This is a genomic window from Pigmentiphaga sp. H8 (genome assembly GCF_003854895.1).
Taxonomy (GTDB): domain Bacteria; phylum Pseudomonadota; class Gammaproteobacteria; order Burkholderiales; family Burkholderiaceae_B; genus Pigmentiphaga.
In genome coordinates this window covers 4,621,274-4,634,679 of the sequence record NZ_CP033966.1, presented here as the reverse complement: position 1 = coordinate 4,634,679, position 13,406 = coordinate 4,621,274, and the positions used below count along the sequence as shown (strand labels likewise).

Sequence of the window (13,406 nt, the reverse complement as noted above, 5' to 3'; positions counted from 1 at the left end):
AAAGCAAAGGAAACACCATGACCATCCGTGTCGCGATCAATGGCTATGGCCGCATCGGCCGCAACGTCCTGCGTGCCCACTATGAAGGTGGCAAGAAGCACGACATCGAAATCGTCGCCATCAACGACCTGGGCGACCCCAAGACCAATGCTCACCTGACCCGTTACGACACGGCCCATGGCAAGTTCCCGGGCACCGTCGCGGTCGAGGGCGACTACATGGTCGTCAACGGCGACAAGATCCGCGTGCTGGCCAACCGCAACCCGGCCGAGCTGCCCTGGGGCGAGCTGGGCGTGGACGTGGTGCTCGAATGCACCGGCTTCTTCACCAGCAAGGAGAAGGCCGGCGCCCACCTGAAGGGCGGCGCCAAGAAGGTCGTGATCTCGGCCCCCGGCGGCAAGGACGTCGACGCCACCATCGTCTACGGCGTGAACCAGGACGTGCTGAAGGCGGAACACACCGTCATCTCGAACGCCTCGTGCACCACCAACTGCCTGGCTCCGCTGGTCAAGCCGCTGCATGACAAGCTGGGCATCGTCTCGGGCCTGATGACCACCGTGCACGCCTATACCAACGACCAGGTGCTGACCGACGTCTACCACGAGGACCTGCGCCGCGCCCGCTCGGCCACCCAGAACATGATCCCGACCAAGACCGGCGCCGCCGCCGCGGTCGGCCTGGTGATGCCCGAGCTGAACGGCAAGCTGGACGGCTACGCCATCCGCGTCCCGACCATCAACGTGTCGGTGGTCGACCTGACCTTCGTGGCCAAGCGCGACACTACCGTCGAGGAAGTCAACGCCATCCTGAAGGAAGCGTCGGAAGGTTCGCTCAAGGGCATCCTGAACTACAACACCGAGCCGCTGGTGTCGTCCGACTTCAACCACGATCCCGCCTCCAGCACCTTCGATGCCACGCTGACCAAGGTCACGGGCAACCTGGTCAAGGTCTCGTCGTGGTACGACAACGAGTGGGGCTTCAGCAACCGCATGCTGGACACCACCGTGGCGCTGATGTCGGCCAAGTAAGCATGAGCAAGGTCATCACGCTGGCCGATCTGGCGGCCAAGGGAAAACTGGACGGCAAGCGGGTGTTCATCCGCGCCGATCTGAACGTGCCGCAGGACGACCAGGGCAACATCACCGAGGACACGCGCATCCGTGCCTCGGTGCCGGGCATCCGCCTGGCGCTGGACGGCGGCGCCGCCGTCATGGTGACGTCGCACCTGGGCCGTCCCACGGAAGGCACCCTGACGCCCGCCGATTCGCTGGCGGTGGTGGCCAAGCGCCTGTCCGAGCTGCTGGACAAGCCCGTGCGGCTCGTGGCGGACTGGGTCGACGGCGTGTCCGTCGCGCCCGGTGAAGTCGTGCTGCTCGAGAACTGCCGCGTCAACAAGGGCGAGAAAAAGGACGACGACGCGCTGGCGCGCAAGATGGCCGCGCTGTGCGACGTCTACGTCAACGATGCCTTCGGCACCGCGCACCGCGCGGAAGCCACCACGCACGGCATCGCCCGCTACGCTCCGGTGGCCTGCGCCGGCCCGCTGCTGGCGGCGGAACTGGACGCCCTGGGCCGCGCGCTCAGCGCGCCCAAGCGGCCGCTGGTGGCCATCGTGGCCGGTTCCAAGGTCTCGACCAAGCTGACCATTCTCAAGAGCCTGGCCGACAAGGTCGACCAGCTCATCGTGGGCGGCGGCATCGCCAACACCTTCATGCTGGCCAAGGGCCTGCCCATCGGCAAGTCGCTGGCCGAGCCCGACCTGCTGAACGAGGCCAGGGCCATCATCGAGGTCATGGAAAAGCGCGGTGCGGCCGTGCCCATCCCGACCGACGTGGTGTGCGCCAAGACCTTCGCCGCCGACGCGCCGGCCGAGACCAAGTCCGCCGATGCCGTTGCGGCCGACGACCTGATCCTGGACATCGGCCCCGTCACGTCCGAACGCCTGGCGCAATTGCTCAAGGCGGCCGGCACCATCGTCTGGAACGGCCCGGTGGGCGTGTTCGAGTTCGACGCCTTCTCGCATGGCACCGAAACGCTGGCCCGCGCCATTGCGGCCTCGCCTGCGTTCTCGATCGCCGGCGGCGGCGACACGCTGGCCGCGATCGCCAAATACGGCATCGCGGACCAGGTTGGCTACATCTCGACCGGTGGCGGTGCCTTCCTCGAGTTCCTGGAAGGCAAGGCCCTGCCCGCGGTCGCCATCTTGGAGGAGCGCGCCGCTCAAGGCGCCTGACCCTGTGGACGCACCTTCCGCTCGTGCCACGAAGATCGTGGCTACACTCGGGCCGGCTTCCAGCTCGGCCGACACGCTGGCGCGGATGATCCGCGCCGGAGTCGATGTAGTACGGCTCAATTTCTCGCACGGCACGGCGGAAGACCATGCGGCGCGCGCCGCCCTGGTCCGCGAGGCCGCGTCGGCCTGTGACCGCGAAGTCGCGATCATGGCCGACCTGCAGGGGCCCAAGATACGCGTCGGCAAGTTCGCCGACGGCAAGGTCCTGCTTGAACCGGGCCAGCCCTTCATCCTCGATGCCGCCTGCGAACTGGGCGACCAGGGCAAGGTGGGCCTGGATTATCCCGACCTGCCGCGCGACGTGCGGGCCGGCGACATCCTGCTCCTGAACGACGGCCTGATCCGCCTGCTGGTAATCCGCGTCGCCGGCACCGAGATCCATACCGAGGTGCTGGTCGGGGGCGAGCTGTCGAACAACAAGGGCATCAACCGCCAGGGCGGCGGCCTGACCGCGCCCGCGCTGACCGGCAAGGACATGGAAGACCTCCGGTCCGCGGTGCAGATGGGCGTGGACTACATCGCCATCAGCTTCCCCAAGAACCGCACCGACATGGAAATGGCGCGCCAGCTGGTGGCCATCGCCGGCGCGCCCACCGGTGTCCGGCCCCAGCTCATCGCCAAGATCGAGCGGGCCGAGGCCATCGCCGTGCTGGAAGAAATCATCGATGCCTCGGACGGCATCATGGTGGCGCGCGGCGACCTGGCGGTGGAGGTCGGCGCGGCCGCCGTGCCCGCGCTGCAGAAACGCATGATCCGGCTGGCGCGTTCGCGCAATCGCACCGTCATCACGGCCACGCAGATGATGGAATCCATGATCGTCAACGCCATGCCCACGCGCGCCGAGGTCTCGGACGTGGCCAACGCCGTGCTGGACGGCTCGGATGCGGTGATGCTGTCGGCCGAAACCGCGGTCGGGCGCTATCCGGTGGAAACCGTCGAGGCCATGGCCTCGATCTGCCTGGAAGCCGAGAAGTCGCAGCATTTCGAGCTGGACAAGGATTTCCTGGACCAGACCTTCCACCGGGTGGACCAGTCCATCGCCTATGCGGCGCTGTTCACGGCGCACCACATGCGCTGCAAGGCCATCTGCGCGCTGACGCATTCCGGCGCGACCACGCTGTGGATGAGCCGGCACGATAGTGCAACACCCATTTACGCCCTGACCCCGCGCGTGGCGACGCAGCGTAAGGTAGCGCTGTACCGCAACGTGCGGACGCTGCAACTGGAAGATTCCGGCGATCGCGACGCGTCGCTGCTGGCGGCCGAGAAGCTGCTGGTGGAGAAGGGCGTGGCGGGGCCGGGCGACCTGATCGTCTTCACCGTGGGCGAGCCGATGGGCTCGCCGGGCGGAACCAATACTCTAAAAATCGTGAGGGTAGGCCAGCAAGGCTGAACCCCCCAACCATTTCTTATCCAGGAGTTCACAATGGCACTCGTTTCCATGCGTCAACTGCTCGACCATGCGGCTGAAAACGGCTACGGCATCCCGGCGTTCAACGTCAACAACCTGGAACAGGTCCAGGCCATCATGGAAGCCGCCGACGAGACCAACAGCCCGGTCATCATGCAGGCCTCGGCCGGCGCCCGCAAATATGCCGGCGAAGGCTTCCTGAAGGCCCTGATCGCCGCGGCGGTCGAATCCTATCCCCACATCCCCGTCGTCATGCACCAGGACCACGGCCAGTCGCCCGACGTCTGCAAGGGCGCCATCGCCATGGGCTTCTCCAGCGTGATGATGGACGGCTCGCTGATGGCCGACGGCAAGACCATCGCCGACTACGACTACAACGTCGACGTCACCACCCAGGTCGTGAAGATGGCCCACGTGCAGGGCATCTCGGTCGAAGGCGAACTGGGCTGCCTGGGCTCGCTCGAGACCATGAAGGGCGACAAGGAAGACGGCCACGGCGCCGAGGGCACCATGACCCGCGAACAGCTGCTGACCGATCCCGAGCAGGCCGCCGACTTCGCCAAGCGCACCCAGATCGACGCGCTGGCCATCGCCATCGGCACCAGCCACGGCGCCTACAAGTTCTCGCGCAAGCCCAGCGGCGACATCCTGGCCATCGAGCGCATCAAGGAAATCCACCGCCGCCTGCCGACCACCCACCTGGTGATGCACGGCAGCTCCAGCGTGCCGCAGGACCTGCTGGCCGAGATCCGCGAATTCGGCGGCGACATGAAGGAAACCTACGGCGTGCCGGTCGAGGAAATCCAGGAAGCCATCAAGCACGGCGTGCGCAAGATCAACATCGACACCGACATCCGCCTGGCGATGACCGGCGCGATCCGCCGCTTCCTGGCCGAGAACCCCTCGAAGTTCGACCCGCGCGAATACCTCAAGCCCGCGCGCGCCGCCGCCAAGAAGATCTGCGTCGAACGCTACAACCAGTTCGGCACCGCCGGCAACGCCAGCAAGATCAAGGCCGTTGCGCTGTCGCAGATCGCCGCCGACTACGCCTCGGGCAAATTGGCCCAAATCGTCAAGTAAGCCCTCAACCGTCGAAGCAGGCCGCATCATGTCCGCACCGCTCTATCAGTCCACCATCCGTTCCCTGCCGCTGCTGGCGCGCGGCAAAGTGCGCGACATGTATGCTGTCGGCGACGACAAGCTCCTGATCGTCACCACCGACCGCCTGTCCGCCTTCGACGTCATCCTGGACGATCCGATCCCGGGCAAGGGCGAGGTGCTGAACTCGCTCACCAATTTCTGGCTGGGCCGGCTCGGCAACATCATCCCCAACCACCTGACCGGCGTCGAACCCGAGAGCGTCGTCGCCGCCGACGAACGCGACCAGGTTGCGGGCCGGGCGATGGTGGTCAAGCGGCTCAAGCCGGTGCTGGTGGAAGCGGTGGTGCGCGGCTACCTGATCGGCTCGGGCTGGAAGGACTACCAGGACACCGGCGGCGTGTGCGGCATCAAGCTGCCGGAAGGGCTGGTGCAGGCGCAGAAGCTGCCCGCGCCCATCTTCACGCCGGCGGCCAAGGCCGAACTGGGTTCGCACGACGAGAACGTCAGCTTCGAGCACGTGGTCAAGGAAGTCGGCCCGCAACTGGCCGAGCAGATCCGCGAAGTCTCGCTGCGCATCTACCAGCTGGCGTCCGAGTATGCCGCCCAGCGCGGCATCATCATCGCCGATACCAAGTTCGAATACGGCCTGGACGAGAACGGCGTGCTGCACTTGATGGACGAAGTGCTGACGCCCGATTCGTCACGCTTCTGGCCGGCCGATTCCTACGTGCCGGGCAGCAGCCCGCCGTCGTTCGACAAACAGTTCGTGCGCGACTGGCTGGAAACCCAGCCCTGGGACAAGACCGCTCCCGCGCCGAGGCTGCCGCAGAACGTGCTGGAGCGCACGTCGGACAAATACCGCGAGGCGCGGGTCCGGCTGGTCGGGGTCTGATCGCCGGCTTGCGCAAGGCAGGGTGACGGCGGGCAGGATGGAAACATCCTGCCCGCCGTTTTTCTTTTGGATGTCATGGCATAGAATATTTCCATGACCGCCGCCCTTGCCTTCGATACCTTGCAGTATTCCAAGCGCCTGCAGCAGGCAGGCGTGGCGGCGCCCTTGGCGGATGCGCAAGCCGAGGCGCTGGCGCAGGTGTTGACGACCGGTATGGACGCCTTGGCCACGCGGGCGGATCTCGAACGAATCACGCTGGCCACACGCGCCGATCTCGAGCGGGTCACCCTGGGCATGCGCGTAGAACTCGAACGAGTGGAAACCGGCCTCAAGGGCGATATCCGGGCCTTGGAAAACCGGTTGGTCAGCTCAGAAGGCCAACTGAGGTCCGAGCTCCGTTTGCTCGAACAGCGCATGACCATCAAGCTCGGCTCGCTGCTGGTGGTGGCAGTGGGTGTCATGACTGCCCTGAACAAGCTGCTCTGAATCAGATCAGCGCGATCTCCAGCCTGACCGCATCCCCCCGGTATATCCCTTCCCCCACGTAGATCAGCTTGCCCGACGTGTCGATGGCGCGCCGCACGACGTGCGCCACCGGTGCGTTCAGCGGCAGTTCCAGCAGCGCTGCCATCTCGCGGTCGGCGCTGCCCAGGGTCATGATCTGATTGGCCCGCGCGATGCGCTTGCCGGCAACCTCGTGCAGGATGGGCAGGGTGGCCTCGTGCCGGAACCGTTCAGGCGGTCCTTGCCTGAACAACTCGCTGTCCAGGATGAAGCGGGCCGCCAGATAGGGGTGGCCGTCGCGCGCGTGCACCCTGCGCATCATCGTGTAATGGTCGGCCGGTTCGCCTTCGCCGGCGGCGAAGGCGGGGAGTTCGTCCAGGTCCCGCTGTTCCAGGACCTCGATGTCCGCGCCCTCGTGGGCCGAGATCAGCGAGGCCCAGTCGATGGCCAGCCGGTGCGCGCTGCGTTCCTTGGGCGTTCGGCGAACGAAACTGCCCTTGGCGCGGAAGCGCTCGATCAGCCCTTCGTCCTCCAGCACGCCCAGCGCTTCGCGTATGGTGCCGCGTGCCACCTCGAAGTCCACGGCCAGGTCCGCTACGTTCGGGATGCGGCCGCCCACCGGCCAGTCGCCGGTAATGATCTTGTTGCGGAACAGCGATGCCAGTTGCAGATAGCGCGCCATCCGGTCTAGCGTGGTGTCGGTGAATGAGGACATGGGTCGGAAGCCTGGTTCGGGAGCTGCGGTCGGCGCCGGAGCGCCGACCGCGATTATTCCATCCCCGCCATTATCCTGCGGACCGTCCATCATTCGGGCCGGATGTTCAACTCGCGCGCGAGCTTGCCGAAGGCCGCGATGTCGTGTTCCACCGTGGACCGCATTTCCTCCGGGGTGCCCCGTGCCGCCTGGAAGCCGCTGTCGGCCAGTTTCGTGCGGATGGCCGCATCGGCCAGCACCTGGCGGATGGTGCCCGACAGGCGGTCGCGGATCGCGGCGGGCGTGCCGGCCGGCAGGGCGAAGCCGAAATAGGTGTCGGGGATGGTGTTCTCGTCGCCGCCGATCTCGCTCACGGCGGGGACGTCCGGCAGCAGCGGGAAGCGGCGGTTGCCGCCCACCAGCAGCGGCCGCACGCGGCCTTCGCGGATCGCGCCCAGCGCCGGTCCGATCGTGACCAGGGCCATGTCGACCTCGCCGGCCATGGCCGCGGTCAGCGCCGGGGCGCCGCCCTTGTAGGGCACGTGGGTCAGCTGTATGCCCAGGCGTGAGCACAGCGACTCGGTGCCCAGCTGGGTCATGCTGCCGTTGCCGAAGCTGGCATAGGTCAGGCGGCCGGGCTGCTTGCGCGCGGCGGCGACGAACTCCTGGATGGTCTTGGCTGGCTGCTTGGAGCCGGCCACGAGCACATAGGGGCCCCAGACCGCGATGCCGACGTAGGAAAAGTCCTTCAGCGGATCGTAGGGCAGCTTCTTGTACAGGCTGGGATTGATGCCCAGCGCACCGCGGTCGACGAACAGCAGGGTATAGCCGTCGGGCGCGGCCTTGGCCACGGCTTCGGTGCCGATCAGGCCGTTGGCGCCGGGCCGGTTGTCGACCACCACGGGCTGGCCCAGTTTCTCCGCCAGTTGCTGGGCCACCAGCCGCGCGTTGGAGTCGGCGCCGGCGCCGGCGGGGAAGGGCACGATGACACGGATGGCGCGTGTCGGGTAGGTGTCGCCCTGGCCGCGTGCGGCGCCGGCCGCGCCCAGGGCCAGGCCGGCGCTGGCGGCGATGAAGCCGCGGCGGGTGATCGAGGTGTCGCGATGGTCTTGCATGCGGTGTCTCCTTTTCTAAGTGGACGGACCTAGGCCGTCGTCCCCCGGACGGCGGCGATTTCCTGTTCCGACAGGCCGGCCTCGGCCAGGATGGCGGCGGTCTGCTCGCCCAGCGTGGGCGGAGGATGGCGGCTGGGCTGGCGCTGGCCGTCGTAGCGGATGGGCCGGCTCAGCGCCCGCACCGATCCCATCTCGGGGTGATGCAGTTCATGGAAACTGCCGGCGGCCGCGAACTCGGGATCGTCCAGGATGTCGGGCACGGTCAGGACCGGCGCGTGCGGCACGTCGGCGGCGCGCAGCGCGGCCAGCCAGTGGGCCTGCGGCTGCGTGCGGAAACGGTCCCTGAGCAACGCGGACAGCGACTCGAAGTTGGCGATGCGCGCGCCTCGGGTGGCGAAGCGTGGATCGTCCCGCAGTTCGGGCATTTCCACCGCCCGTACCAGGCCTTCCCAGAATTTCGACGGCGACGAGAGCTGCAGGCCGATGCGCGCGCCGTCGGCGCACTCGAACGCGAGGCTGTGCGAATAGGACGCGCGCGTGGTCGACCGCATGCGCGTGCCGTCGCGGGTATAGCTGGCGAAGAAGTCGGGCATGAAGGACATGGACGACTCGATCATGTTGACCTCGACCAGCCGGCCTCGCCCGGTGGCCTGCCGGGCGAACAGCGCGCCCAGGATGCCCTGGCACGCGTACATGCCCGCCAGCTGGTCCGAGATGGTGGGTCCGCGCACCTGCGGATTGGCGGGATCCAGGAAAGTGTCCAGCATGCCGCTCAAGGCCTGGCCGATGGTGTCGAAGGCGGGCTGGCCCTCGTGCCGGCTGCCGGGCAGGAAGCCGCCGATCGCGCAATAGACCAGCTGCGGCCGCCGGGCGCGCAGCGTCTCCCATCCCAGGCCCATCCTGTCCATGACGCCGGGACGGAAGTTCTCGATCAGCACGTCCGCCGTGTCCACCAGCCGCAGCAGGGCGTCGCGCCCCGCCTGGCGACCCAGGTCCAGCTTCACGCTGCGCTTGTTGCGGTTGAACGCGACGAAGTTCGGACTGTACTGGCCGTCGCGGAAGGCGCGGAAAGGGTCGCCTTCCGGCCGCTCGACCTTGATCACGTCGGCGCCCAGGTCGGCCAGCATCAGCCCGGCATAGGGGCCGGTGATGAAGTTGCCCAGCTCCAGCACCCGGATGCCTTGCAGGACGTCGCCGGAGGCGGGCGCGGACGAGGCGTTCATTGCGCGTCCCGCCGGTATTCGCCGAAACCGGGGCGATAGGTCTTCTCGTCCAGGAACTGGGTCATGGCCTGTTCGCGTCCGCCCTCGGTATCCATGAAGCGCATCTCGCGCTCCTTGGCCAGCAGGTAGTCGGCGGCCTGGTCCACGCTCATGCCGCGCACCAGGCGCAGGCTTTCCTTGATGGTGCGCAGCGTCTGCGGATTCTTGCGCGCCAGCGTGGCGGCCAGTTCCTCGGTGCGCGCGCGCAGGCGGTCGAGCGGCACGGACTCGGTCACCAGCCGCATCTGCGCGGCCGTCTTGCCGTCGAAGGGGTCGCCCGTCATCGCGTAGTAGACCGCGTCGCGGTAGGCCAGCCCGTCGACGATGACCTTGCCGACCAGGCCGCCGGGCAGGATGCCCCAGTTCACCTCGGACAGGCCGAACTGCGCTTCGTCCGCCGCGATGGCGAAATCGCAGGCGAACAACTGCACGAAGGCGCCGCCGTAGCAGTGCCCGTTCACCATGGCGATGGTGGGCTTGGGAAAGCTGCTGAGCAGGGTCCAGCGCCATTCGTGGTTGGCCAGCCGGGCCAGGTGCCGCTGCTTGGGCTTGTCGTCCAGGGCGCGGAAGAACAGGCCGATGTCCTGGCCGGCGCACCAGCTTTCGCCCGCGCCGGTCAGCACCAGCACGCGCACCGCCGGTTCCTCGGCCAGCTCCTTGAGCACGTCCACCATCTCGAAGTGCAGGTCCGGGCTCATCGCGTTGCGCTTGTCGGGGCGGTTCAGCGTGACCCAGCCTATGCCGTTGGCGATCTCGACTTTGACGTTCTTCAACTGATCGAATTGCATGCTTGTCTCTTCCTGGTTCAAAGCGTGATGTAGACGTTCTTCAATTGCGTGTAGGACACCAGTTCCTCGAAGGATTCCTCGCGGTTGTTGCCCGACTGCTTGTAGCCGCCGAAAGGAGCGGGGAAGAAATGCTTGGCCGCGTTGTTGACCCAGACGTAGCCCGCCTCGAAGCGGCCGGCGGCGCGGTGGGCCGTATCGAGCCGCGTGGTGTACACGCCGGCGGCCAGCCCGTACTCCAGCGAATTGACCTGGTCGAACATCTCGTCCTCGTCCGACCACTTGAGGATGGACAGCACCGGGCCGAATATTTCTTCCCGCGCGATGCGCATGTCCATGGTCACGTCGGTGAAGACGGTGGGCTCGATGAAGTATCCGTCGGCCAGCCCGGCGCCGTCGGGATGCTTGCCGCCCGCCGCCAGCCGGGCGCCTTCCTGCTTGCCCAGCTCGATGTAGTGCATGATCTTGTCGTACTGCTCGCGCGAGACGATGGCGCCCATGGTCGTGGCCTTGTCCGTGGGCAGGCCGGGGCGGTAGGCGCGCACGCCTTCCAGCACGCCCTGGACCACCTGGTCGTACACCGATTCGTGCACGAACAGCCGCGTGGTCGAGCTGCATGCCTGGCCGCACCAGGTGAAGCACATGCCGGCCACGGCGCCCTTGATGGCGCGTTCCAGGTCCGCGTCGGGGTAGACCACCAGCGCGTTCTTGCCGCCCAGTTCCAGGCTGACGTGCTTGAGGTGTTCGGCCGCGCCGCGCGAGATGGCCTTGCCGGTGGCGATGCTGCCGATCAGCGTGACCTTGGGCACCAGCGGGTGGTCGACCAGCGCCTGCCCGCACTCGGTCCCGCCCGACAGCACGTTGATGACCCCGGGCGGCGCGATGCCGTCTATCAGTTCCATCAGCCGATAGGCCGACAGCGGCGCCTGCACCGGCGGTTTCATGATGACGGTGTTGCCGGCGGCGACGGCCGCCGCCAGCCGGCTGGCGGTGAACATCATCGGATGGTTGTAGGCGACGATGCGGGCGCAGACGCCATAGGGCTCGCGCACCGTCATGTCGATGACGCCTTCGCCCATGGGAATGGTGGAGCCGCGCAGCTCATAGACCAGCCCGGCGAAGTAGTCGATGAGCTGGGTGGCGATGTCGACGTCGTGCATCAGCGCGGACACGGGGTTGCCGCAGTCGATGGCGTCGATCATGGCCAGTTCCTCGCGATGCTCGCGCATGACCTGGGCGATGCGGCGCAGCACCGTGGCGCGTTCGCCGGGCGCGGTGCGCCGCCATGAGCCATAGGCCTCGTGCGCGGCGCGCACGGCGGCATCGACGTCGGCGTGGCTGGCCACCGCGCAGGGGCCCAGGTTCTCGCCGGTGGACGGGCTGAAGGAGTCGGCATAGCCGCCCTCGGGGCGATGCCAGGCGCCGCCGTAATACAGGTCGCGATGCCTGGGCAGCAGTTTCTCGATGGACATGGTCTTCCTCCTGGGTCGTTGTTGTCGTGTCGTATCGGGTCGGCGGCCGGTTCAGTCCGCGGGCAGGAAGCCGCGCAGCACGCGCGCCAGGTCCCCGGGGTTGTCGCCGGCCAGGTCGTGGCTGCCGTCTATCTCTTCCGCGCGGCAGCGCGGGTTGGCCAGTCGCAGCTTGTCCAGCGTGGGCGCCTCGAACATGTCGGATCGGCTGCCGCGCACGAACAGCGCGGGCACCTTCAGTTCCCTGACCATGGCCCACAGGTCCGGCCCCGGCGCGGCGGGCTTGCCCTGCAGGGTCTGGCGGAAGCTGTCGCGGAAATGCAGGTCGCGCTTGAGTTCGTAGCCGCCGGGAACGGCTTGCAGGAAGGCTTCGTAGCGCTTCCTGGCGGGCGCGTTCGCGGGCAGGTCGGCGGGCAGCCCGTGGTAGGCCAGCGCTTCGTCCACGGACGCGAATACGTCCGGCTGGTTGCCGATGCGCACGGCGACGTTGCGGCGGCCCGCGGCGGCCACGTCGGGCGCGAAGTCCAGGCAGGCCAGCGCCGCCACCCGTTCGGGGTACCAGTGCGCGGCGCACAGGCAGATGCGTCCGCCCATGGAGTGGCCGGCCAGCACGGCGCGCGGCCATTGCAGGTGATCCAGCACGGCGACGAGGTCGCCGGCGAAGTCGCGCAGATCGTAGTGCCGGTCGGGGCTGCGGGTGGAGTCGCCGAAGCCGCGCAGGTCGACGGCGACCACCTCGCGGTCGGTGGCCAGGGCCTCGGCGATGCCGGTCCAGTCGTACGAGAAATACGACAGGCCGTGCGCGATGAGGACCGGCGTGGCGCCGGGCGCGCCGAAGCGGCGGTAGAAGATTTCGACGTCGCCGCTGCGGGCGGTGCCGGTGCGATGGGCTATGGGTGCCATGGGGGGTGTCCAGGTCGATGCGTGGTCGGTGTTTCAGCCGGCGGTGACGATGCCCATGCCGGTCAGCCACTCGGGAATGATCCGGTAGTAGCGCACCTGCATGGGATGCGTCTCGATCGCGCGCGCGGCGGCCGCGGCGGCCACCCAGGCCCGGATCTCGTGTCCGCCGAAGCCGCCCTGGCGGTCGATCTCGGCATCGTCGATGGCATCCAGGGCCTCGGTGTCGTAGGCGCACAGCTTGGCCATGAAGGCTTCGTCCCATTTCCGGTCGGGCGGCATGCAGGGGCCCTTGCCGACGACCAGGTCGCGGCCGGCCTGGATCACGCGGGCCTCGCGCGCGGCCAGCTCCTCGGCCGTGGGGGTATGCCGCTTCACGAGCCGTTGCGCGATGTCATGCGGCACCTGGCGCAGGCGCGGCGTGGGGGGATCGTGCGACAGGCCGCCCGAGCCGATGATGGTCACGCGCAGGCCGCGCGTGGCCAGGAAGCGGCCCACGGCCTCGCCGAACAGGCGCGACCGGCGCATGGACGGACGCGGGTCGGCGGCGCAGTTCAGGAAGATGGGCAGCACGTCGTAGCGCGCCAGCGCGCCGGTCAGCTGCGTCAGCGAGATGGCGTTGCCGTGGTCCACGCACATGTCGTAGGAGATGGCGGTGTCCAGGTCCTGGCGATGCAGCGCCCGGGCGCATTCCAGCGCCAGTTCGGTGGGTACGCGCAGCGGGCCGCCAGGCAGCCCCCAGTCGCGCGTGCCGTGCGCCGCCAGGCCCAGGCAGAACGCGGGCATCAAGTCGTAGAAGAAACCGTTGAAATGGTCGGGGCCGAAGCTGACCACGAGGTCGGGCGCGAAGGCATGGACTTCGCGCGAGACCGTTTCCATTTCGTCGAAGAAGGCGCGCTGGCCCTCGGGATCGGACGCCTCGATGTCGGCCAGCATGAGCGGACTGTGCGAGCAGCAGATCAGTTGCGCGGGCATGGGCG

At 67.8% G+C, this 13,406-nt stretch carries 13 protein-coding genes; 6 read left to right on the top strand and 7 right to left on the bottom strand.

Annotated features, from left to right (window positions below):
• Positions 1-17 precede the first annotated feature (17 nt).
• The 6 genes from gap (at position 18) to EGT29_RS21815 (ending at position 6,183) form a co-directional block, all read left to right on the top strand.
• Complete coding sequence (gene gap / locus EGT29_RS21840) at positions 18-1,028, top strand: type I glyceraldehyde-3-phosphate dehydrogenase (RefSeq protein WP_124690959.1); 1,011 nt, start codon at positions 18-20, stop codon at positions 1,026-1,028.
• Between the two features lie 2 nt (positions 1,029-1,030).
• A complete protein-coding gene (locus EGT29_RS28795; RefSeq protein WP_124690958.1) occupies positions 1,031-2,233 on the top strand; it encodes a phosphoglycerate kinase in 1,203 nt (400 codons plus the stop codon).
• Between the two features lie 4 nt (positions 2,234-2,237).
• Positions 2,238-3,686, top strand: a complete 1,449-nt coding sequence (pyk, locus tag EGT29_RS21830; RefSeq protein WP_370282538.1) for a pyruvate kinase — start codon at positions 2,238-2,240, stop codon at positions 3,684-3,686.
• Between the two features lie 33 nt (positions 3,687-3,719).
• Positions 3,720-4,784 (top strand): class II fructose-bisphosphate aldolase, encoded by a 1,065-nt coding sequence (gene fba, locus EGT29_RS21825; protein WP_124690956.1) that lies wholly within the window; start codon positions 3,720-3,722, stop codon positions 4,782-4,784.
• Between the two features lie 28 nt (positions 4,785-4,812).
• Positions 4,813-5,697 carry a phosphoribosylaminoimidazolesuccinocarboxamide synthase gene (locus EGT29_RS21820; protein WP_124690955.1) on the top strand — a complete coding sequence of 295 codons (885 nt, stop codon included), beginning with the start codon at positions 4,813-4,815 and terminating at the stop codon, positions 5,695-5,697.
• 93 nt (positions 5,698-5,790) lie between these two features.
• Positions 5,791-6,183, top strand: coding sequence for a DUF1640 domain-containing protein (locus EGT29_RS21815; protein ID WP_124690954.1), 393 nt, complete (start codon positions 5,791-5,793; stop codon positions 6,181-6,183).
• Position 6,184: 1 nt separating this feature from the next.
• Here the strand turns inward: EGT29_RS21815 and EGT29_RS21810 are convergent, their stop codons facing one another.
• The 7 genes from EGT29_RS21810 to EGT29_RS21780 form a co-directional block, all read right to left on the bottom strand.
• Complete coding sequence (locus EGT29_RS21810) at positions 6,185-6,916, bottom strand: GntR family transcriptional regulator (RefSeq protein ID WP_161567910.1); 732 nt, start codon at positions 6,914-6,916, stop codon at positions 6,185-6,187.
• A gap of 89 nt (positions 6,917-7,005) precedes the next feature.
• Positions 7,006-8,010, bottom strand: a complete 1,005-nt coding sequence (locus tag EGT29_RS21805; protein WP_124690952.1) for a tripartite tricarboxylate transporter substrate binding protein — start codon at positions 8,008-8,010, stop codon at positions 7,006-7,008.
• A 29-nt stretch (positions 8,011-8,039) separates the two neighbouring features.
• Positions 8,040-9,233 (bottom strand): CaiB/BaiF CoA-transferase family protein, encoded by a 1,194-nt coding sequence (locus tag EGT29_RS21800; protein ID WP_124690951.1) that lies wholly within the window; start codon positions 9,231-9,233, stop codon positions 8,040-8,042.
• Entirely contained in the window at positions 9,230-10,060 is an 831-nt protein-coding gene (locus EGT29_RS21795) for a p-hydroxycinnamoyl CoA hydratase/lyase (RefSeq protein ID WP_124690950.1), read from the bottom strand. Before EGT29_RS21795 ends, EGT29_RS21800 begins: the two co-directional genes overlap by 4 nt.
• 17 nt (positions 10,061-10,077) lie before the next feature.
• Positions 10,078-11,529, bottom strand: a complete 1,452-nt coding sequence (locus EGT29_RS21790; RefSeq protein ID WP_124690949.1) for an aldehyde dehydrogenase family protein — start codon at positions 11,527-11,529, stop codon at positions 10,078-10,080.
• Between the two features lie 51 nt (positions 11,530-11,580).
• Positions 11,581-12,429, bottom strand: coding sequence for an alpha/beta fold hydrolase (locus tag EGT29_RS21785; RefSeq protein WP_124690948.1), 849 nt, complete (start codon positions 12,427-12,429; stop codon positions 11,581-11,583).
• A gap of 33 nt (positions 12,430-12,462) precedes the next feature.
• Positions 12,463-13,401: a 3-carboxyethylcatechol 2,3-dioxygenase gene (locus EGT29_RS21780; protein WP_124690947.1), complete on the bottom strand. Its 939-nt coding sequence runs from the start codon at positions 13,399-13,401 to the stop codon at positions 12,463-12,465.
• Positions 13,402-13,406 lie beyond the last annotated feature (5 nt).